Origin of the sequence: Pseudomonas nitroreducens (assembly GCF_014204515.1) — a bacterium.
GTDB classification, from domain to species: Bacteria; Pseudomonadota; Gammaproteobacteria; order Pseudomonadales; family Pseudomonadaceae; genus Pseudomonas; species Pseudomonas nitritireducens_A.
The window spans coordinates 57,290-77,161 of sequence record NZ_JACHLI010000017.1; the positions used below are offsets into that span (position 1 = coordinate 57,290).

Genomic DNA, 19,872 nt, shown 5'->3' on the forward strand with positions numbered 1-19,872 from the left:
GGCGGCAGGCCAGGATGCCCCAGCTCTCCGCCTGTAGCCTGCAGCCTGAAGCCCATTTGTCAGCCACATGACCGCCTTTCATGTGCCAGCACCGGCGCCTTGGGGTAGAATGCGCGCCTTTCCCCCAGCACCCGATCCTTAAGAGGACCGCCATGTTCAGCCGTGATTTGACCCTCGCCCGCTACGATGCCGAACTCTTCGCCGCGATGGAGCAGGAAGCCCAGCGCCAGGAAGAGCACATCGAGCTCATCGCCTCCGAGAACTACACCAGCCCGGCGGTGATGGAAGCCCAGGGTTCGGTGCTGACCAACAAGTACGCCGAAGGCTACCCGGGCAAGCGCTACTACGGTGGTTGCGAGTACGTCGACGTCGTCGAGCAGCTGGCCATCGACCGCGCCAAAGAGCTGTTCGGCGCCGACTACGCCAACGTCCAGCCGCACGCCGGCTCCCAGGCCAACGCCGCTGTCTACCTGGCCCTGCTGTCGGCCGGTGACACCATCCTGGGCATGAGCCTGGCCCACGGCGGTCACCTGACCCACGGCGCCAGCGTTTCCTCCTCCGGCAAGCTGTACAACGCCGTTCAGTACGGCATCACCGACGCCGGCCTGATCGACTACGACGAAGTCGAGCGCCTGGCCGTCGAGCACAAGCCGAAGATGATCGTCGCCGGCTTCTCCGCCTACTCCCAGGTGCTGGACTTCGCCCGCTTCCGCGCCATCGCCGACAAGGTCGGTGCCTACCTGTTCGTCGACATGGCCCACGTGGCCGGTCTGGTCGCCGCTGGCGTCTACCCGAACCCGGTGCCGTTCGCCGACGTGGTCACCACCACCACCCACAAGACCCTGCGCGGCCCGCGCGGCGGCCTGATCCTCGCTCGCAAGAACGAAGAGATCGAGAAGAAGCTGAACTCCGCGGTCTTCCCGGGTGCCCAGGGTGGCCCGCTGGAGCACGTGATCGCCGCCAAGGCGGTGTGCTTCAAGGAAGCCCTGCAGCCCGAATTCAAGGCCTACCAGCAGCAGGTCCTGAAGAACGCCCAGACCATGGCCAGCGTGTTCATCGAGCGCGGCTTCGATGTGGTTTCCGGCGGTACCCAGAACCACCTGTTCCTGCTGTCCCTGATCAAGCAGGACATCACCGGTAAGGATGCCGACGCCGCCCTGGGTCGCGCCTTCATCACCGTGAACAAGAACAGCGTGCCGAACGACCCGCGTTCCCCGTTCGTCACCTCCGGCCTGCGCATCGGCACCCCGGCCGTCACCACCCGCGGCTTCAAGGAAGCCGAGTGCCGCGAGCTGGCCGGCTGGATCTGCGACATCCTGACCAACATGGGCGACGAGTCCGTGGTGGACGGCGTGCGCGAGAAGGTCAAGGCCATCTGCGCCAAGTTCCCGGTGTACGGCGCCTAAGCCCAGTCCGCGAACCGCAAAACGTAAAAGCCCGGCATCTGCCGGGCTTTTTCATGTCCGCCTCCTGCGAGGGCTGGCCGAACCTGTAGGAGCGAGCTTGCTCGCGAACAGTGCTCAATCTGACGCCAGTGTTATGCGGTTCGCGAGCAAGCTCGCTCCTACGAAAAGCCACCACCGTAATTTCCATAACTCGGTAGGGCGCATAACGCGCCAGCGTTATCCGCCGCCGGGGCATCGGCGGATAACCTGTTCCAGGTTATTCGCCCTACGCAGAGCCACCTTTCTCAAGCCCCTATATAGAAGCTACGGCTGCCCACCGGACTGCTGCTCCGGCTGCACCGGCACATCGCGCAGCTCGTTGAGCCGCCGCACCAGCGTCTGCGCCTCGTCAAGGCTGGCAAAGCCCTTGAGCATCACCTGGCCATCGGTCACCACCCGCGTCACCCTGGGCAGCAGGCGCAGTTGCCCGTCGATGACCACCGCCAGGGCCTTGCCCTGCTCTTCCTGGGTCAGCTTCGCCAGGCGCGCGCTGGCCTCGGGCGTGAACAGCACGCGCACCGCCGGCTTGCCGTCGGCCACGCTGGCCAGTTCGGCGCGCTGCACGTCCTTCTGGGTCAGGGCGGGATGGGTCGCCACCAGTACGGCCTTGCCCTGCGGGTCGGCCAGGGTGCGGGTGCTGGCCGTGGGCTTGTCGGCCACGGCATGGACATCGAAGGTGTGTTGCGGGGCCGACGGCGGCGCACCGGCGCAGGCGCCCAGCAATGAGGCGACCAACAATGAGGCAAAGTGAATCGGAATAGAGCGTTTCATCGACTGCGAATCAGCGAGGACGGCCCGGTCGGGCCAGGGTTGTAGAGAGTCAGACCACCGTCAGCGCACAAGTTGCACTCCCTTGGTCGGCGCCCGCGACTAAGCTTGCAGACGAACGGATGCTGGCGGTCCGGTCAGAAATTCTCCGGTTCGGGGCAAGCTGGTATCATGCGCGCCTTTTGCCGGTCACAGGAAAAGGCGCAGGGCTCACCTGGGCATGCACCTTGCTTTTCCCGGCCAGAACGATAACGGCGCAAGAGCGTCACGGGGAGCCAAACATGCTGGAAAAGCTGTTCCAACTCAAGGCGCACAATACCAATGTGCGCACCGAGATCCTGGCGGGTCTCACGACCTTCCTGACCATGGCCTACATCCTTTTCGTCAACCCGAGCATCCTCGGCGAGACGGGCATGGATAAAGGCGCGATCTTCGTGGCGACCTGCCTGGCCGCAGCCATCGGCTCGGCGGTGATGGGCCTGATCGCCAACTACCCGATCGCCCTGGCTCCCGGCATGGGCCTGAACGCCTTCTTCACCTACACCGTGGTCCTGCACATGGGCCACACCTGGCAGGTGGCCCTCGGCGCGGTGTTCCTCTCCGCGTGCATGTTCTTCATCATTTCGATCTTCCGCATCCGCGAGTGGATCATCAACAGCATCCCGCTGGCCCTGCGCTCGGCGATCGCCGCCGGCATCGGCCTGTTCCTCGCGCTGATCGCGCTGAAGGAATCGGGCATCGTGGTCGCCAACCAGGCCACCCTGGTGGGCATGGGTGACCTGGCCAAGCCGGCGCCGCTGCTGGCCATCCTCGGCTTCATCGTCATCGTCGCCCTGGAAGCCCGCCGCGTGACCGGCGCGGTGATGATCGGCATCCTGCTGGTGACCTTCATCTCCATCGCCATCGGTGTCTCCCAGTTCGGCGGCGTGGTGTCGATGCCGCCGTCGCTGGCACCGACCTTCCTGCAGCTGGACATCAAGGGCGCGCTGGATATCGGCCTGTTCAGCGTGATCTTCGCCTTCCTCTTCGTCGACCTGTTCGACAACTCCGGCACCCTGATCGGCGTGGCCAAGCGTGCCGGCCTGATGGGCAAGGACGGGCACATGCCGAAGATGGGCCGTGCGCTGATCGCCGACAGCTCCGCCGCCATGGTCGGCTCGCTGCTGGGCACCTCCACCACCACCAGCTACATCGAGTCGGCGGCGGGTGTTTCCGCCGGCGGCCGCACCGGCCTGACCGCCATCGTGGTCGCCGTGCTGTTCCTGCTGGCGCTGTTCTTCGCCCCGCTGGCCGGCAACGTACCGGCGTTCGCCACTGCGCCGGCATTGTTCTTCGTCGCCGTGCTGATGGCCTCGGGCCTGGCCGAGATCGACTGGGACGACCTGACCGTTGCCGCCCCGGTGGTGGTGACCGCCCTGGCCATGCCGCTGACCTTCTCCATCGCCAACGGCATCGCCTTCGGCTTCATCACCTGGACCGCCTGCAAGCTGCTTTCCGGCCGCTTCCGCGAGCTGAACCCGGCGCTGGTCATCCTCTCGATCCTCTTTGTGATCAAGCTGGGCTGGTTCAACGCCTGATTTTCCTGTCGCGGCATGGGTAACGCCGCGCTCCCCCTTCCTGCGAGTGACACTGGCGTAGGATGGCGTGGAGCGCAGCGATACCCATCAACCGCCGCCCCACACGAGTTACCCGCCCCATGAGCAGTCCGCGTTTCGATCCCTCCCAATACGACAGCCAACTGGCCGACAAGACCGCGCGCCTGCGCGAGCTGCTGGCGCCGTTCAATGCGCCGGAGCCGGAGGTGTTCGACTCGCCCCGCGAGCATTACCGCCTGCGCGCCGAGTTCCGCCTGTGGCGCGAGGGCGAGGCACGCCACTACGCGATGTTCGAGCAGGGCGACAAGCACACGCCGATCCTGATCGAAGAGTTCCCCATCGCCAGCCAGCGCATCAATGAGCTGATGCCGCGCCTGAAGGCCGCCTGGGCCGAGCCGACCCTGGGCCACAAGCTGTTCCAGGTGGAGTTCCTGACCACCCTGGCGGGCGACGCCATGATCACCCTGTGCTACCACCGCCCGGTGGACGCCACCTGGCAGGCCGCCGCCGAAAAGCTGGCCGCCGAACTGGGCGTAAGCATCGTCGGCCGCTCCCGCGGCAAGCGTCTGGTGGTGGGCCGCGATTACGTGAGCGAAGAGCTGACCGTCGCCGGCCGCACCTTCCGCTACCGCCAGCCGGAAGGCGCCTTCACCCAGCCCAACGGCGAGGTCTGCCAGAAGATGCTCAACTGGGCGTACGAAGCCCTGGGCCAGCGCGACGACGACCTGCTGGAGCTCTACTGCGGCAACGGCAACTTCACCCTGCCGCTGGCTACCCGCGTACGCAAGGTGCTGGCCACCGAGATCAGCAAGACCTCGGTGAACGCCGCCCTGGCCAATCTCGCCGACAACGCCGTGGACAACGTCACCCTGGTGCGCCTCTCCGCCGAGGAGCTGACCCAGGCGCTGAATGAGGTGCGGCCGTTCCGCCGCCTCGCCGATGTCGACCTGAAGTCCTACGCCTTCGGCAGCGTGTTCGTCGACCCGCCGCGCGCCGGCATGGACCCGGACACCTGCGAGCTGACCCGGCGTTTCGACAACATCCTGTACATCTCCTGCAACCCGGAGACCCTGGCGCAGAACATCGCCCAGCTGCACGACACCCACCAGGTGAGCCGCTGCGCGCTGTTCGACCAGTTCCCCTACACCCACCACATGGAAGCCGGCGTGCTGCTGACCCGCCGCTGAGCCCAGTGCCGCGCTGTCGCCCAACCAAGGGATGGGCGGCGCGCCACTGCGCGGCGGCTACGCTTGCGGGACAATGACAAGAGGCACGTCCATGTCCCGCCTGCTCCTTCCCCTGCTCTGCCTGCTGCTGGCCGCCTGCGCCGGCACCGACCCCGCCAACATCAGCGTCTCCCCTGCCGCCAACGGCCGGCAAAGCACCTTCTTCATCCAGGCCGTGCGCGCACAGGGTCACCGCGAGGACCTGGAAGATCGCTTCGATCTCGCCGTGCGCCGCGCGCTGGAAGCCAAGGGTTATCGCTATCAGGAAAGCTCGGGAGAACTGCGGGTGATCTACGCCGTGGGGCTCGACAGCCAGACCGGTGTCATCCAGCGGCCCATTGCTACCTCGGCAGGCGTGGTGATGCAGACGCAGATCGCCGACTCCGAACAGGCGCGCCTGGCGCTGCAGATTCTCGACGAGGCGACAGCTACGCTGCTCTACCAGGCGCAGGTGGCGCGCCAGCTGCACGATCCGAAGATCACCCAGCAGGCCGTGGACGAAGGTATCGCCCGCCTGCTCAGGGACTTCCCGGCGCACGCCGGGCCATGAGGGATCAGCTGAAGTTCGACGGCGACTTGCGCACGAACTTGATGCTGTAGGTGAAGTCGGCCTTGCGCGTCACGCTGATGGCGCGGCGGGTGACGGTGTCGATGGTGACGTTCCAGACGCCGGTGCTGGGCACCTTGATCTTCGCCGGGAAACGGTCGAACGCGCCACCGTGGTACACGTGGCGCCCGCCGTTCTTGAAGCTGCGGAAGGCGGCGTCGGTCATCAGGCGGATGTTGCAGGTCATGGAACACTCGATGACGACCAGGTCGCCTTCGTTCAGGTGTTCACGCTTGTGTACGAACTTCATGCTGGCTCCGCCTTGCTGCTGGCGCAAACCCAATAAGATATCACGGCGCGGGGGCGAGCCGGCAGCGCCGCCGCTGGCAGGCGGCGCCACTCATCCGAAGCTCAGAGCCCCTCGAAGTCCGCCTTGCGCTCCTCCGGCTCCTCTTCCTCGCGCACCGCCACCTGGCGATTGCGCGACTGCCGCTCCAGCCAGTAGAGGGCGAAGATCGCCAGCGCCGAGATCACCCCGCGATAGACCACGCCGGCCAGCTGCGCGTCCCACTCCATGCCACCTTCGGTCCAGGCGATCAGCAGGCGCGACAGCGTCAGGGTCAGCTGCACCAGGATCACCAGGATCAGTGCCGGGCGCACCAGCAGGCGCCGGCGCAGGGCGAAGACCAGGAACAGCGCCAGGGCGAACTGATGGCCGCCGTAGAACACCCGCGCATCGCTCACCGACGACGGCTCCATCAGCAGCATGCCGCTGAGGTTGGCCATCTCGTAGGGGCGAATCCAGTAGAGCAGTCCCAGACCACCCCAGACCAGAGCCTGGACCAGCAGGACAAGACGGGCGAAGAGCATCCGATTTCTCCTTGGCCTTGCGGCCTTTGCCGAGCGTCCCCAGCTGCGACCGACGGTCGCGGACGCACCACTGATCAGCAACAGACCCCGCACGGCGCGGCAAGTTCTGGCCAGCGCGTCATACGAGGAAACAAACGCCGGGTGGGGTCACGGCAACCTCGCGAGTATGCTCGGTCGCGTTCCGATTCCGAGGCTACTCCCCATGCGCACCCTGCTTCTGCTCACCGCCCTTGTCGCCGGCGCCGCCCAGGCCGCCGAACCGCTGACCATCGACGTGCACCGCGATGCCAACTGCGGCTGCTGCAAGGACTGGATCAAGCACCTGGAAAACAACGGCTTCACCGTCAACGATCACGTCGAAGCCGACATGAGTGCAGTGAAGACCAAACTCGGCGTCCCGCACAGCATGGGCTCGTGCCACACCGGGGTGATCGACGGCAAGTTCGTCGAAGGCCATGTGCCGGCGGCCGACGTCCTCAAGCTGCGCGAACGTGCCGATCTGGTCGGCGCCGCCGTACCGGGCATGCCCATGGGCTCGCCCGGCATGGAGATGGGCGACCGGCACGACGCCTACCAGGTGGTCGGGCTGAACAAGGCCGGCCAGCGCGAAGTGCTGGCGGACTACCCCGCTCACTGAAGCTTTCCCTCACCCCTGAGCGCTGGTGGAGGCGGGATGGGGCTTCCGGCGCGCGGGGCACTCTCCAGGTTCCCGCGCGGCATTGCTCCGCGGGCAGGATGGGGTGAGGGACTCCACAACGAAAAGGGCGGCCAGTTGGCCGCCCTTTTCTTTATCGGTGCTCGGTATAGGTGCTCGGTCACTCAGCCTTGGCCGGCAGCAGGCCGTCGGCGCGGAACATCGCCTTGATCCCGCGCACGGCCTGACGCAGGCGGTCGCGGTTCTCGATCAGGGCAAAGCGCACGTGGTCGTCGCCGTAGTCGCCGAAGCCGATACCCGGCGACACCGAGACCTTGGCGTCCTTGAGCAGCTTCTTGGCGAACTCCAGCGAACCCAGGTGCGCGTAGGCCGGCGGAATCTTCGCCCAGATGTACATCGAGGCCTTGGGGTTCTCCACCATCCAGCCGGCTTCGTGCAGGCCCTTCACCAGCACGTCGCGGCGCTTCTGGTACTGCTCGGCAATGTCGCGCACGCACTGCTGGTCGCCTTCCAGCGCGGCGATGGCCGCCACCTGCAGCGGGGTGAAGGTGCCGTAGTCGTGGTAGCTCTTGATCCGCGCCAGGGCCGAGACCAGCTCCGGGTTGCCGACCATGAAGCCGATGCGCCAGCCGGCCATGTTGTAGCTCTTGGACAGGGTGAAGAACTCCACCGCGATGTCCTTGGCGCCGGGCACCTGCATGATCGACGGGGCTTTCCAGCCATCGAAGGTGATGTCCGCGTAGGCCAGGTCGTGCACCACCAGCACGTCGTAGCGCTTGGCGAGGTCGACCACGCGCTCGAAGAAGTCCAGCTCCACGCATTGCGCGGTGGGATTGGAGGGGAAGCCGAGGATCATCATCTTCGGCTTGGGAATCGACTCGCGGATCGCCCGCTCCAGCTCGTTGAAGAAGTCGATCCCCGGCACCAGCGGCACCGAGCGCACCTGGGCGCCGGCGATCACCGCGCCGTAGATGTGGATCGGGTAGCTGGGGTTGGGCACCAGGATGGTGTCGCCGTGGTCCAGGGTGGCGAGCATCAGGTGCGCCAGGCCTTCCTTGGAGCCGATGGTGACGATGGCCTCGGATTCCGGGTCGATCTGCACGTCGTAGCGGTCGCGGTACCAGTGCGAGATGGCCCGACGCAGGCGCGGGATGCCACGGGAAGTGGAGTAGCCGTGGGTGTCTTCGCGCTGGGCGACCTGGCAGAGTTTCTCGACGATATGCGGCGGCGTGGCCCCGTCCGGGTTGCCCATGGACAGGTCGATGATGTCCTCGCCACGGCGGCGGGCGGCCATCTTCAGCTCGGCGGTGATGTTGAAAACGTAGGGGGGCAGGCGATCGATGCGCGCAAAGCGACGAGCTGAACGGGGTTCAGTCATGGTGTCCTCGGATGAACGTAGGCGCCCGGAACCGTCCGAGCGACGCCGGCCACTGCGGTGGCCTGGAAAGCGCGGCACTGTGACCTGCGCTTTCTTGTCGGCGAACATATAGCTCGCTAGGCTGGCTGTCGAGTTTTTCTTTGCGCCGCTCAAGGGCGGCATCTGGAGGCCCATGTCCGCGCAACAGTACTGGCAGCTCGACGTCTTCGCCGACCAACCGCTCACCGGCAACGGCCTGGCGGTGTTCCCCGACGCCCGCGGCATCCCCGACCAGACCCTGCTGGCGCTGACCCAGGAACTGCGCCAGTTCGAGTCGATCTTCCTGTTCCCCTCGGCCGAGCTGGATACCTACTCGGCGCGCATCTTCACCGTCGACGAGGAGTTGCCCTTCGCCGGCCACCCGGTGCTCGGCGCCGCAGCGCTGCTGCACCACCTGCACCAGCGCGGCGAGGAGGAACACTGGACCCTGGAGCTGCCTGCCAAGGCCGTGAAAGTGACGACCCGCCGGCGCGGCGCCGGCTTCCACGCCGAGATGAACCAGGGCGCCGCCGACTTCGGCAGCGTGCTGGACGACGAAACCCGGCGCTGGTTCGCCGAAGCCTTCTCGCTGACCGTCGCGGACCTCGCCGACTACCCCGCCGCCGTGGTCAGCACCGGCCTGCCCTACCTGCTGCTGCCGGTGCGCAGCGAAGCCCTGGGCCGCGTGCGCCAGCGCACGGATCTGAGCGCTGAACTGGCAAAACTCAATGCCGCCTTCGTTTTCGTGCTGGATGTGGATAATCGCGAGGGCCGTACCTGGGACGGCGCCGGGATCATCGAGGACGTCGCCACCGGCAGCGCCGCCGGCCCCGTCGCCGCCTACCTGGTGGAGCTGGGCAAGGCGCGCCGCGGCGAACTGTTCCAACTGGCCCAGGGCCGCTTCGTCGGTCGCCCCAGCCGGCTCGACGTTCAAGTTGGCCAGGACGACGAGGTCCGCGTTGGCGGCGACGTGCAACTGCTGGCCCGCGCCGAACTGCTGCACCGTTTCGCCTGACGACCGGGCTGGCGGTCAGCCCCACCCGATACGACACTCAAACCACCTGATCGATGGAGATGCCGCCATGCTCTGGCGCAAAGGACGACGCAGCGACAACGTAGTGGATGCCCGCGATGACTCCAGCGGCGGCATGGGCGGTGGCGGCATGCGCATCGGCGGCCGCGGCCTGAGCCTGGGCGGCGTGGCCATCGTGGTGGTGATCGGCCTGCTCTCCGGGCAGGACCCGATGACCATCCTCGGCTCGCTGCTCGGCCAGATGGACGTTTCCCAGCAGCAGGCGCCGGCACGGCCGACACAAGGCAAGCCGGCGACCGGCGCCGATCCGCAGGTGGACTTCGTCCGCTCGATCCTCGGCGACACCGAGGACACCTGGGGGGAAATCTTCGCCCGCAGCAACCAGCAGTACGAGCAGCCCAAACTGATCCTGTTCAACGGCGGGGTGAACTCGGCGTGCGGCTTCGCTTCCTCGGCGGTCGGCCCGTTCTATTGCCCCGGCGACCACCGCGTGTACCTTGACCTGGGCTTCTTCCGCGAAATGGAACAGAAGTTCTCCGCCGCCGGCGATTTCGCCCAGGCCTACGTGATCGCCCACGAAGTCGGCCACCACGTGCAGAACCTGCTGGGCATCTCCGCCAAGATCAACGCCGCCCGCCAGCGCGGCGCACGCATGGAAGGCGCCAACGGCCTGTCGGTACGCCAGGAACTGCAGGCCGACTGCTTTGCCGGGGTCTGGGCCAACCATGCCCAGCAGCGCCTGAACTGGCTGGAGCCGGGCGACGTGGAAGAGGCGCTGAACGCCGCCAACGCCATCGGCGACGACCACCTGCAACGCCAGGCGCGCGGCACGGTGATGCCGGACTCCTTCACCCACGGCTCGTCCGCGCAGCGCGTGCGCTGGTTCAAGATCGGCTTCGAAAGCGGCGCGCCGGGCAAGTGCGATACGTTCAAGGCGCAGACGCTCTAGCTCCTGGCCGGCGCGGTTAGCGAGCAAGCTCGCACCTACAGTGGGTGGGAACGCCGCCCCTGCCGGCAGAACGCTTTTGCAGGAGCGGATCTTATCCGCGAAATCCTGGTCAGCGCGCCATGAGTGGCCCGGCAGAAAGCGGGCCTCTTCGCGGACAAGGTCCGCTCCTACGCAAACACATCGCATCGCACCACGCCAAAGCCCTTGCCCTTGCCGTTAAGGTCTTCCAGCGAAACATCCGCACGCGCCGGAATGCCCCTTTCAGGAGGCCGAAGGTGATCGGAGTTCCAGGGGTTGAGCGACATGGATGTCGCGAGAGCGTTGTCGGGCCAGGGATGGCCCGTCAACGCGGGCCCCTGGAACTCCGAGGAACCGAGGGTACTTTTCGCGAAGCGAAAAGCCGGATGGCAGGGGCGAGACCTTTGCCTCCTTTGGGTCGTTTGCCAAAGGAGGTCGCCCGAGGGGGCGAAAGAAGAAGCTCGCGCGCACTTCGAAGCGACGCTGAAACACCCAACTACAAGCAAAAGTATCGCGGACAGAGTCCGCTCCTGCAGGTCAACTCCGGCGTCAGCCTTACAGGTAGCGCTTGAGCAGATTCAAGAAGTCGACCGACTCCACCGGTTTCGCCAGGAAATCCAGTACGTTCAGCGCCGTTGTTGCGTAGATATCCCGTCGATCGCCCTGCCCGGACAGCACGATGATCGGCAGGAAGGTACCGACGTTGCCCAATTCGCGCAGCAGGTCGAGACCCGTCCCATCGCGCTCGACGCGCAATCCGCTCACCAGCAGGTCGATACCGGCCTCGTCGCGACGGATGCGCCGCAGGGCCTCTTGCGCGCTGCGCGCCGTCAGGCAGCGCAGGTTGGCTCCCTCGATCAGCCCACGCACCCGCACCAGCGTCGCGCGGTCGTCATCGGCCAGCAGCACCACGGGCTTGCGCTGCGCCCGCGCGCTGACTTCGCGCAGGGCTTCGAGCTCCTCGGCGTCGAGAAGGAGGCGGTGGTTCATGGGCGCAATACTACCGATAGAGGCCAGGTGCCATCAGTCTAGCTGGCTATCCACCCTTTCTGCTGCCGGTCCAAGGTTGGGCGATGGACGGCCAGGCGCCGGGCAAAAAAAGGGCCGCAACGGGTGCGGCCCTGGAAATACGCCGGCAGCGCCGGCGTCGTGGGATCTCAGCCGGCCTTGGCCAGACCGGCCTGGCCCAGGCGCTCGGTGATCTCGCCGAGAATGGCCGGGTCGTCGATGGTGGAGGGCGGCACGTAGCTCTCGCCATCGGCAATCTTGCGCAATACGGCGCGCAGGATCTTGCCGGAGCGGGTCTTGGGCAGGCGCTTGACCACCACCGCGCGCTGGAAGCAGGCCAGCGCACCGATGCGCTCGCGCACCAGCGCCACCAGTTCGCGCTGCAGGGTGGCCTCGCTCGCCTGGGCGCCGTCCTTGAGCACCACCAGGCCCAACGGCACGTGGCCCTTGAGGTCATCCTGCACGGCGATCACCGCGCATTCGGCCACGGCCTCATGCAATGCCAGCAGCTCCTCCATCTCGCCCGTGGAAAGGCGGTGGCCGGAGACGTTAATCACGTCGTCGGTGCGGCCCATGATGTAGACGAAGCCGTCCTCGTCCACGTAGCCGCCGTCACCGGTGTGATAGAAGCCGGGATAGGTCTTCAGGTAGGCCTGCAGGTAGCGTGGATGGTCGTTCCACAGCGTCTGCGCGCAGCCGGGCGGCAGCGGCAGTGCGATGACGATGGAGCCCTGTTCGTTGGGCCCCAGCAGACGCCCCTCGTCGTCCACCACCTGCACGTGGTAGCCGGGCACCGCGCGGTTGGTGGAGCCGGCGCGCAAGTCGTGGTCACCCAATGCGGTGCAGGGCGCGGTCACCGGCCAGCCGGTCTCGGTCTGCCACCAGTGGTCGTGCACCGGCTTGCCGGTGAGCTCTTCCAGCCAGTGCTGGGTGCTGCTGTCGAGCTTTTCGCCGGCCAGGAACAGGTGGCGCAGCGAGCCCAGGTCATAGCGCTTGAGCAGCTCGCCCTGCGGGTCTTCCTTGCGGATCGCGCGGATCGCCGTGGGCGCGCAGAACAGGCTGTTGACCTTGTGTTCCTCGATCACCCGCCAGTAGCTGCCGGCATCCGGCGTGCGCACCGGCTTGCCCTCATAGAACACCGTAGTGCAGCCGTTCATCAACGGGCCGTAGACGATCAGCGAGTGGCCGACCACCCAGCCGACATCGGACACGCCCCACCAGACATCCCCCGGCTGCAGGCCGAAGATGGTCGGCAGCGCGTAGCTCAGGGCCACCGCGTGGCCACCGTTGTCGCGGACGATGCCCTTGGGTTTCCCGGTGGTGCCGGAGGTATACATGATGTACAGCGGGTCGCCGCTGGCCACTTCCACCGGGTCGGCCGGTTGCGCGTGGGCCAGGGTTTCGCGCCAGTCCAGGTCGCGGCCGGGCTGCAACTCGGCCATCGCCTGCGGACGTTGCAGCACCAGCACGTGGGCCGGCTTGTGCGTCGCCAGCTCCAGTGCCTTGTCCACCAGCGGCTTGTATTCGATGACCCGTTCGAACTCCAGGCCGCAGGACGCGGTGAGTACCAGCCTGGGCCTGGCATCGTCGATGCGCAGCGCCAGCTCGTGGGGCGCGAAGCCGCCGAAGACCACCGAATGCACGGCTCCCAGGCGCGCGCAGGCGAGCATGGCCATGGCCGCCTGGGGCACCATCGGCATGTAGATGATCACCCCGTCGCCCTTCTCCACCCCCAGCGCGCGCAAGGCGCCGGCCAGGCGCGCGACTTCATCGCGCAGCTCGGAAAAGCTGAAGCACTGCTGGGTGCTGGTCACGGGGGAGTCGTAGATCAGCGCGGTCTGGTCGCCGCGACCCAGTTCGATCTGGCGGTCGAGGGCGAGGTAGCTGGTGTTCAGGCGGCCATCGGCGAACCAGCGGTGGCTGCCGTCGGGCAAGGCTTGCAGGGTCTGCTGCGGGGCTCGGTACCAGGCCACGCGCCGGGCCTGCTCGGCCCAGAAGGCGGAAGGCTCCGCGATGGAGCGCTCATGGGACTGCCGGTAACTCATCGTCGCTGCCTCTTATTGTTGTTATCGAGGTCGAACAACGAGTATGGACGGGGATCGGCGCCTCACCATCAACCTTTGGTCGTAGGCCGGCGACGGGGCGGCGAATCCTTTTCAAGAGTTTTCGGCGAAACGCCAGCATGACTCGCAAGCAGGCTCGAAAGCCCCATGCTCAGGGCATTCCGTGGCATTCGCAGGAGCACACGGCCACCTATCGGCGACCCTGGGTCGCACCCTTTACTGCCACGTTACAGGACTACACTGAGGGTCCCTTTTCAATGACCGCGCAGGGGTGAGCACCATGAACATCCTCGTCCGTCCTTCCGCCATCCGCAAAGACCAGCCGTGGGAAGTCTGCCTCGACCAGCAGGCCGTGCGCTTTCGCAGCGAGCTCGAAGCGCGCAGCTTCGTCGCCACCCTGGAGGCGCGGCTGAAAGCCCCGCACAAGCTGCCGGAGCTGGAGCAACGCGCCGCCGGCTGATCAGGCCGCGCGTTCGCTGATCTGCCCGCTCAGCCAGCCCAGCGTCGCGGCCACCAGGCCGCAGACGGTGATCACCACGGCCATCGGCAAGGCCGTGCCATCGTGCAGCGCGCCGACCAGCGCGGAAGCGCCGGCGGCAACGGTGAACTGCAGGCTGCCCATCAGCGCCGAGGCGCTGCCCGCGTGGCGACCCTGGCTGGCCATGGCGCAGGCCGAGGAGTTGGGCATCAGGAAGCCCAGGCTGGCGATGGCGCCGAACAGCGGCACCAGCAGCGGCCACAGGTGCGTGGGCTTGGCCAGGGTGATCGCCAGCAACGCCACGCCGCAGCCGAAATACATCCACACCGCCCGGCGCAGCCAGAATCCCGGCCCGCGATAGCGCAGCAGCCGCGCGTTGACCTGGGCCATCAGGATGAACCCCGCAGCGTTGCTGCCGAAGATCCAGCCGTAGTGCTCTGGCGGCACGCCGTAGAGCTGGATGAACACGAAGGGCGAGCCGGCGATGTAGGAGAACATCCCGGCGATGGCCACCCCACCGGTCAGCGCATAGGTAATGAAGGCACGGTCACGGAACAGCGCGCGGTACTGCTTCAGCGCGCCGCGCAGCGGCGCACGCGGGCCGGCCGGAATGGTCTCCGGCAGCCACAGGGCGATGGCGCCGCCGGCCAGGGCGCTGAACAGGGTCAGGGTGTAGAAGATCGACTGCCAGCCGGACAGGCTCAGCAGCAGCCCACCGCCCAGCGGCGCGAGGATCGGCGCCAGCCCCATCACCAGCATCAATTGCGAGAAGGCCTTGGCCGCCGCGATCGGATCGCAGAGGTCGCGCACCACTGCCCGCGAGATCACCATGCCCGCGCAACCGCCCAGCGCCTGGACGAAACGCGCGACGATCAGCCATTCCAGGTTCGGCGCCAGGGCGCAGGCCACCGAAGCCAGGGTGAAGATGCTCACCCCCAGCAGCAACGGCACGCGGCGGCCGATGCGATCGGCCAGGGGGCCGTAGAGCAGTTGGCCGATGGCCAGGCCGGCGAAGTAGGCCGACAGGCTCAGTTGCACATGCTCGACGTCGGTGCCGAAGGCCAGCGCCAGCGCCGGGAAGCTGGGCAGGTAGAAATCGATGGCCATCGGCCCGAAGGCGCTCAGGGCGCCGAGGATCAGCAGGATGCGCAGATTCATGGATCACCTGGACGCGCGCGTCCGCCAGGAGGCGGCGAAGACCGCGGGCAGACACGCGTGGATAACGGGTTGGCGCGCAAGGAAGGCGCGGCGAAGCTTCGCATTGTGGCGAGCGCCGGGAAATTAGCAAGCTCGCTAAGCAACTGCCGGGAAACACCGAGGTACGGGCCCGCCCAGGCAGGGCGGGCCTGCGGCACGATCAGACTTCGTGCGCCCCCTCTGCGGCGGGCTTGTGCTTGGCCTTGCGGCCGCTGAGCTTGTCGGCAGCCGATTCGACCAGCATGTAGAACATCGGGATGAGGAAGGTCGCCAGCAGGGTCGCGGCGAGCATGCCGCCGATCACCCCGGTACCGATCGAGTGTCGGCTCGCGGAGCCGGCGCCGGTACTGATGGCCAGCGGTACGCAGCCGAGGATGAAGGCCAGCGAAGTCATCACGATGGGACGGAAACGCAGCTTGGCCGCCTCCAGCGCCGCTTCCACCGGGCCCATGCCCTGCTCTTCGCGACAGAGCACGGCGAACTCGATGATCAGGATGGCGTTCTTCGCCGCCAGGCCGATCAGGGTCACCAGGCCGACCTGGAAGTACACGTCGTTGTCCAGACCGCGCAGCCAGATCGCCAGGATCGCGCCGAACACCGCGAAGGGCACCGCGGTGACCACGGCCAGCGGCAGGGTCCAGCGTTCGTACTGGGCGGCGAGGATGAGGAACACCAGGATCAGGCCGAAGATGAACGCCGTACTGCCAGAGCCCTGGGTCGCCAGTTCCTGGTAGGCCGAGCCGATCCACGCCAGCGTGTACTCCTCACCCAGCACCTGGTTGGCCACTTCCTGCATCGCCGCCAGCGCCTGGCCGGAGCTGTAGCCCGGCGCCGGGCCGCCGAGCAGCTTGGCCGCCGGGAACACGTTGAAGCGGGCGTAGGAGTCCGGGCCGAGGATGCGCTTGACCGAGACCAGGGTGGACAGCGGTACCAGATCGCCAGTGGAGGAACGCACGAAGACCTGGCTGAGATCGTCGGGCTTGCGGCGGAACTCCGGCTCCGACTCCAGGGTGACCTGCCAGGTGCGCCCGTACAGGCTGAAGTCGTTGACGTAGTAGCTGCCGAAGGTGGACTGCATGGCGGTGAACACGTCGTTGATCGCCACGCCCAGCGAACGCGCCTTGGTGCGATCGAGGTCGACATAGTACTGCGGCACGTTGGCGTTGAAGGTGGTGTTCACCCCGGCCAGTTCCGGACGCTTGTGTGCCTCGGCGAGGAACTTGGTGGTGATCTCCTCCAGTTGCTCGGAGGTGCCGCCGCTACGGTCCTGGATATACGCCTCGAAGCCGCCGGTGGTACTCATGCCGGTGATCGGCGGCGGGTTGAAGGACATCACCACGCCGTCTTCCTGACCGGCGCCCATCTTCATGAATTCGCCGGTCAGGTTGCGCGCGTCCAGCTCCGGCGTGGTGCGCTCCTTCCAGTCCTTGAGCGGCACGAACGATACCCCGGCATTGCTGCGCGTACCGAAGGTGAGGATGTCGAAGCCGGCGAAGGTCACTACGTCCTGCACCGCCGGATGCTTCATCAGCTCGCGGGTTACGTCGCCGGTGAGCTTCTCGGTGCGGGTCAGCGACGCCGCTGGCGGCAGGAAGTAGGCGTTGAGCACGTAGCCCTGGTCCTCGTCGGGCACCAGCGAGCCCGGCACGCGGCCGAACAGAATCACCAGCAGGGCGATCATCCCGCCGAACAGCAGCAGGCCGATGACCGCGCGCTTGAGGAAGAACTGCACGCCGGCGCCATAGCCGTTGGTGGCGCGCTCGAACATGCGGTTGAACCAGCGGAACGGCGCGGCCGGTTCCTTGTGCTCGGGCTTCAAGATCAGCGCGCAGAGCGCCGGCGACAGGGTCAGCGCGACGATGCCGGAGATCACCACGGACACCGCGATGGTGATCGCGAACTGCTTGTACATCTGCCCGGCGAGACCGCCGAGGAAGCCCACCGGAATGAACACCGCACAGAGCACCAGCACGATGGCGACGATCGGCCCGGTCACCTCCTCCATGGCCTTGATCGCCGCTTCCTTGGGCCCGATCTTCTCGGTGCGCATGACCCGCTCGACGTTCTCCAGCACCACGATGGCGTCGTCCACCACGATGCCGATCGCCAGCACCATGCCGAACAGCGACAGCAGGTTGATGGAGAAGCCCATCAGGTACATGCCGGCGAAGGTGCCGATCAGCGACACCGGGATCGCCAGCACCGGGATCAGCGTGGCACGGAAGCTCTGCAGGAACACATACACCACGATCATCACCAGGATCAGCGCCTCGATGAAGGTGTGGATCACCTCCTCAATGGAAACCTTCACGAAGGTGGTGGTGTCGTACGGGATCTTGTAGGCGATGCCCTCAGGGAAGCGCTTGGACAGGCGCTCCATGGTGTTGCGCACCGCGTCGGCGGTGTCCAGGGCGTTGGCGCCGGGCTGCAGGTAGATACCGAAGGCGGCGTTCTGCTGACCATTGAGCGAGGTCACCAGGGAGTAGTCCTGGGCCCCCAGCTCGACCCGCGCCACGTCCTTGAGCAGCAGGCTGGCGCCGGTGGTCTCGCTGCGCAGGATCACGCTCTCGAATTCCTTCGGATCGGTGAAGCGCCCCTGGGCGGTGGCCATGTAGGTGAAGTCCTGCGGCTCCTTCATCGGCTGCTGGCCGAAGCTGCCGGCGGCGAACTGCGAGTTCTGCTCGCGTATCGCATTGACCACATCGGTGGGCGTCAGGTTGTACTGCGCCAGCTTGTCCGGCCGCAGCCAGATGCGCATCGAGTAGTCCTTGGAGCCGAACTGGCTGACGTCGCCCACTCCGGGCAGCCGCTTGAGTTCGTCGATGACGTTGATCAGCGCGTAGTTGCTGATGAAGATCGGGTCGCGGGAATTGTCCGGCGAGAACAGTGTGACCACCTGGAGGATGTCGGAGGATTTCTTCTCGACCTTCACGCCCTGCCGGCGCACTTCCTCGGGCAGCTTGGCGAGCGCGGCCTGGACCTTGTTGTTGACGTCGATGGTGGCCTGGTCGGGGTCGGTGCCGACCTCGAAGTACACGGTCAGGCTCATGGCGCCGCTGCTGTCGGAGTTGGACAGCTGGTAGATCATGCCTTCGACGCCGTTGATCTCCTGCTCCAGCGGCGCGGCCACGGTTTCGGCGATGACCTGGGAACTGGCGCCGGGATAGGCGGCGGTCACCGAGACCTGCGGCGGGACGATCTCGGGGTACTGGGCGATGGGCAGCGCGCGCATGGCGACCAGCCCGGCGAGCAGGATCACGATGGAAATCACCATCGCGAACACGGGACGTTCGATGAAGAAGCGCGAGATCACGATGGGCGCTCCTCAGGACTGGGTCTGGGCAGGTTGGCCCGCGGGGGCCTGCGGCGCGGCCTCGGCGGCCTTCACCGGCTGGTCCGGACGGACCTTGAGCACACCGTCGACTATCACCTTGTCGCCGTCGTCGACGCCGGAATCGATGATCCAGCGGCCATCGACGGTCTGCCCGGTGGTGACCTGGCGCACCCGCGCGAAGCCGTCCTTGTCCACCACGTAGACGAAGGTGCCGCGCGGCCCCTGGGCGAGCGCGCGCTCGGGGACGGTGACCGCGGCCTTGCGGGTGATACCCTTGATCAGCACGCGGACGAACTGGCCGGGGATCAGCTGGTTCTGCGGGTTGGGCACCACCGCACGGGCATTCACGGTACCGGTGCCGGTGTTGACGAAGCTGTCGGTGAAGTCGACCACGCCATCGATGGCGTATTTGCTGCCGTCACCGAAGCGCAGTTCGGCGGCCAGCTTGCCGTTCTCGGGCAGGACCAGCTTGCCGCTCTGCACGCCGTCGCGCAGGCGTGCGGCCTCGGTGTCCGGGTAGGCGAAGTTGACGTAGACCGGGTCCAGTTGAGTGAGCTTGGTCAACAGGCTGGAATTCGGGTCGGAGGCCGCCACCAGGCTGCCTTCGGAGCGGACTTCCTTGCTCGCCATGCCGGAAATCGGCGCGGTCACCGTGGTGTAGTTGAGGTCGATCTGCTTGGCCTGCACGTTGGCACGCGCAGCTTCCACGTCGGCCTTGGCCTGTTCGAAGTTGGAGATGTAGCGGTCCAGCTCGCTTTCGCTGGCGTAGCCCTTCTTCTGCAGCTCGCGGATCCGCCGCAGGTCGCGGTCGGTCTGGCGATAGCGCGCCTGGGCCTGGGCCAGGGAGCCCTGGGCCTGACCCAGGGCGGCCTGGTAGGGGCGCGGGTCGATGCGGAACAGCACCTGGCCTTGCTTCACCGGCCGGCCTTCCTCATAGGTGCGTCGCTGCAGGATGCCGCTGACCTGGGCGCGGACTTCCACCTCGCGGTAGCCGGCGGTGCGCGCGGAATACTCGAGGGTCATCGGCACCGGCGCACTCTTCGCCACTTCGATGGTCACAGCCGGAGGCGGTGGCGCTGCCGCAGCAGGCTTGTCCTCTGCGCGGACAGCGGCAGCGAACAGGACGGGCAACCCAACGACAACAAGCACGACGGGCAAACGACGGGCAAACGGCATGTAACCTCTCCATGGAAATGTCTGACGAACGCGGGGAACGACGACTGCGCGACGTTTACCTACGCCAGTGTTCGTAAAGCACTGTTAGCGCAGTAAAATCAGTAAACTGCCCGT

Annotated in this window: 17 protein-coding genes; 8 read left to right on the plus strand and 9 right to left on the minus strand. The window is 66.6% G+C overall.

The window, feature by feature from the left end:
• The first annotated feature begins 152 nt into the window (after nt 1–152).
• Nucleotides 153–1,406, plus strand: coding sequence for a serine hydroxymethyltransferase (glyA, locus tag HNP46_RS20130; protein ID WP_024763060.1), 1,254 nt, complete (start codon nt 153–155; stop codon nt 1,404–1,406).
• Nucleotides 1,407–1,709: 303 nt separating this feature from the next.
• Here the strand turns inward: glyA and HNP46_RS20135 are convergent, their stop codons facing one another.
• Nucleotides 1,710–2,216: a SecDF P1 head subdomain-containing protein gene (locus tag HNP46_RS20135; RefSeq protein WP_184592427.1), complete on the minus strand. Its 507-nt coding sequence runs from the start codon at nt 2,214–2,216 to the stop codon at nt 1,710–1,712.
• A 278-nt stretch (nt 2,217–2,494) separates the two neighbouring features.
• Here HNP46_RS20135 and HNP46_RS20140 point away from each other — a divergent pair, with 278 nt between their 5' ends.
• The 3 genes from HNP46_RS20140 to HNP46_RS20150 all read left to right on the plus strand — a co-directional run bounded on the left by HNP46_RS20140 (nt 2,495) and on the right by HNP46_RS20150 (nt 5,584).
• Nucleotides 2,495–3,790 carry an NCS2 family permease gene (locus tag HNP46_RS20140; RefSeq protein WP_184592429.1) on the plus strand — a complete coding sequence of 432 codons (1,296 nt, stop codon included), beginning with the start codon at nt 2,495–2,497 and terminating at the stop codon, nt 3,788–3,790.
• A 119-nt stretch (nt 3,791–3,909) separates the two neighbouring features.
• Nucleotides 3,910–4,995, plus strand: coding sequence for a tRNA (uridine(54)-C5)-methyltransferase TrmA (trmA, locus tag HNP46_RS20145; protein WP_184592432.1), 1,086 nt, complete (start codon nt 3,910–3,912; stop codon nt 4,993–4,995).
• Nucleotides 4,996–5,086: 91 nt separating this feature from the next.
• Nucleotides 5,087–5,584, plus strand: a complete 498-nt coding sequence (locus HNP46_RS20150; protein ID WP_184592434.1) for a DUF4136 domain-containing protein — start codon at nt 5,087–5,089, stop codon at nt 5,582–5,584.
• A gap of 4 nt (nt 5,585–5,588) precedes the next feature.
• Here the strand turns inward: HNP46_RS20150 and HNP46_RS20155 are convergent, their stop codons facing one another.
• Nucleotides 5,589–5,891: a DUF1883 domain-containing protein gene (locus HNP46_RS20155; RefSeq protein ID WP_184592436.1), complete on the minus strand. Its 303-nt coding sequence runs from the start codon at nt 5,889–5,891 to the stop codon at nt 5,589–5,591.
• Between the two features lie 101 nt (nt 5,892–5,992).
• The gene (locus tag HNP46_RS20160) at nt 5,993–6,451 is read right to left on the minus strand and encodes a DUF4345 family protein (protein WP_184592438.1); all 459 of its coding nucleotides are present in this window, start codon (nt 6,449–6,451) and stop codon (nt 5,993–5,995) included.
• Nucleotides 6,452–6,653: 202 nt separating this feature from the next.
• Here HNP46_RS20160 and HNP46_RS20165 point away from each other — a divergent pair, with 202 nt between their 5' ends.
• Complete coding sequence (locus HNP46_RS20165) at nt 6,654–7,088, plus strand: DUF411 domain-containing protein (protein ID WP_184592440.1); 435 nt, start codon at nt 6,654–6,656, stop codon at nt 7,086–7,088.
• A gap of 178 nt (nt 7,089–7,266) precedes the next feature.
• On the opposite strand, the gene alaC is transcribed toward HNP46_RS20165, so the two are convergent.
• A complete protein-coding gene (gene alaC, locus HNP46_RS20170; protein ID WP_184592442.1) occupies nt 7,267–8,484 on the minus strand; it encodes an alanine transaminase in 1,218 nt (405 codons plus the stop codon).
• A 172-nt stretch (nt 8,485–8,656) separates the two neighbouring features.
• Here alaC and HNP46_RS20175 point away from each other — a divergent pair, with 172 nt between their 5' ends.
• Both HNP46_RS20175 and ypfJ read left to right on the plus strand, forming a co-directional pair.
• Complete coding sequence (locus HNP46_RS20175; protein WP_184592444.1) at nt 8,657–9,517, plus strand: PhzF family phenazine biosynthesis protein; 861 nt, start codon at nt 8,657–8,659, stop codon at nt 9,515–9,517.
• Nucleotides 9,518–9,584: 67 nt separating this feature from the next.
• Nucleotides 9,585–10,484, plus strand: a complete 900-nt coding sequence (gene ypfJ / locus HNP46_RS20180; RefSeq protein ID WP_184592446.1) for a KPN_02809 family neutral zinc metallopeptidase — start codon at nt 9,585–9,587, stop codon at nt 10,482–10,484.
• Nucleotides 10,485–11,057: 573 nt separating this feature from the next.
• On the opposite strand, the gene HNP46_RS20185 is transcribed toward ypfJ, so the two are convergent.
• Both HNP46_RS20185 and HNP46_RS20190 read right to left on the minus strand, forming a co-directional pair.
• Nucleotides 11,058–11,492, minus strand: coding sequence for a response regulator (locus HNP46_RS20185; protein WP_184592448.1), 435 nt, complete (start codon nt 11,490–11,492; stop codon nt 11,058–11,060).
• Between the two features lie 167 nt (nt 11,493–11,659).
• Nucleotides 11,660–13,555, minus strand: a complete 1,896-nt coding sequence (locus tag HNP46_RS20190; RefSeq protein WP_184592450.1) for a propionyl-CoA synthetase — start codon at nt 13,553–13,555, stop codon at nt 11,660–11,662.
• A gap of 298 nt (nt 13,556–13,853) precedes the next feature.
• On the opposite strand from HNP46_RS20190, the gene HNP46_RS20195 reads away from it, so the two are divergent.
• Nucleotides 13,854–14,033 carry a hypothetical protein gene (locus HNP46_RS20195; RefSeq protein WP_184592452.1) on the plus strand — a complete coding sequence of 60 codons (180 nt, stop codon included), beginning with the start codon at nt 13,854–13,856 and terminating at the stop codon, nt 14,031–14,033.
• On the opposite strand, the gene HNP46_RS20200 is transcribed toward HNP46_RS20195, so the two are convergent.
• The 3 genes from HNP46_RS20200 to HNP46_RS20210 all read right to left on the minus strand — a co-directional run bounded on the left by HNP46_RS20200 (nt 14,034) and on the right by HNP46_RS20210 (nt 19,758).
• A complete protein-coding gene (locus tag HNP46_RS20200) occupies nt 14,034–15,209 on the minus strand; it encodes a multidrug effflux MFS transporter (RefSeq protein WP_184592454.1) in 1,176 nt (391 codons plus the stop codon).
• 199 nt (nt 15,210–15,408) lie between these two features.
• A complete protein-coding gene (locus HNP46_RS20205; protein WP_184592456.1) occupies nt 15,409–18,561 on the minus strand; it encodes an efflux RND transporter permease subunit in 3,153 nt (1,050 codons plus the stop codon).
• A 12-nt stretch (nt 18,562–18,573) separates the two neighbouring features.
• Nucleotides 18,574–19,758: an efflux RND transporter periplasmic adaptor subunit gene (locus HNP46_RS20210; RefSeq protein ID WP_184592458.1), complete on the minus strand. Its 1,185-nt coding sequence runs from the start codon at nt 19,756–19,758 to the stop codon at nt 18,574–18,576.
• Between the last annotated feature and the right edge of the window lie 114 nt (nt 19,759–19,872).

What these genes read in the sequence shown, in the direction of transcription:
- HNP46_RS20165 (WP_184592440.1), top strand. Translation starts at nt 6,654, where the DNA reads ATGCGCACCCTGCTTCTGCTCACCGCCCTTGTCGCCGGCGCCGCCCAG.
- HNP46_RS20190 (WP_184592450.1), bottom strand. Translation starts at nt 13,555, where the DNA reads ATGAGTTACCGGCAGTCCCATGAGCGCTCCATCGCGGAGCCTTCCGCC.
- trmA (WP_184592432.1), top strand. Translation starts at nt 3,910, where the DNA reads ATGAGCAGTCCGCGTTTCGATCCCTCCCAATACGACAGCCAACTGGCC.
- ypfJ (WP_184592446.1), top strand. Translation starts at nt 9,585, where the DNA reads ATGCTCTGGCGCAAAGGACGACGCAGCGACAACGTAGTGGATGCCCGC.
- HNP46_RS20195 (WP_184592452.1), top strand. Translation starts at nt 13,854, where the DNA reads ATGAACATCCTCGTCCGTCCTTCCGCCATCCGCAAAGACCAGCCGTGG.
- HNP46_RS20135 (WP_184592427.1), bottom strand. Translation starts at nt 2,216, where the DNA reads ATGAAACGCTCTATTCCGATTCACTTTGCCTCATTGTTGGTCGCCTCA.
- HNP46_RS20210 (WP_184592458.1), bottom strand. Translation starts at nt 19,758, where the DNA reads ATGCCGTTTGCCCGTCGTTTGCCCGTCGTGCTTGTTGTCGTTGGGTTG.
- HNP46_RS20160 (WP_184592438.1), bottom strand. Translation starts at nt 6,451, where the DNA reads ATGCTCTTCGCCCGTCTTGTCCTGCTGGTCCAGGCTCTGGTCTGGGGT.
- HNP46_RS20175 (WP_184592444.1), top strand. Translation starts at nt 8,657, where the DNA reads ATGTCCGCGCAACAGTACTGGCAGCTCGACGTCTTCGCCGACCAACCG.
- HNP46_RS20155 (WP_184592436.1), bottom strand. Translation starts at nt 5,891, where the DNA reads ATGAAGTTCGTACACAAGCGTGAACACCTGAACGAAGGCGACCTGGTC.
- glyA (WP_024763060.1), top strand. Translation starts at nt 153, where the DNA reads ATGTTCAGCCGTGATTTGACCCTCGCCCGCTACGATGCCGAACTCTTC.
- HNP46_RS20150 (WP_184592434.1), top strand. Translation starts at nt 5,087, where the DNA reads ATGTCCCGCCTGCTCCTTCCCCTGCTCTGCCTGCTGCTGGCCGCCTGC.
- HNP46_RS20200 (WP_184592454.1), bottom strand. Translation starts at nt 15,209, where the DNA reads ATGAATCTGCGCATCCTGCTGATCCTCGGCGCCCTGAGCGCCTTCGGG.
- HNP46_RS20185 (WP_184592448.1), bottom strand. Translation starts at nt 11,492, where the DNA reads ATGAACCACCGCCTCCTTCTCGACGCCGAGGAGCTCGAAGCCCTGCGC.
- HNP46_RS20140 (WP_184592429.1), top strand. Translation starts at nt 2,495, where the DNA reads ATGCTGGAAAAGCTGTTCCAACTCAAGGCGCACAATACCAATGTGCGC.
- alaC (WP_184592442.1), bottom strand. Translation starts at nt 8,484, where the DNA reads ATGACTGAACCCCGTTCAGCTCGTCGCTTTGCGCGCATCGATCGCCTG.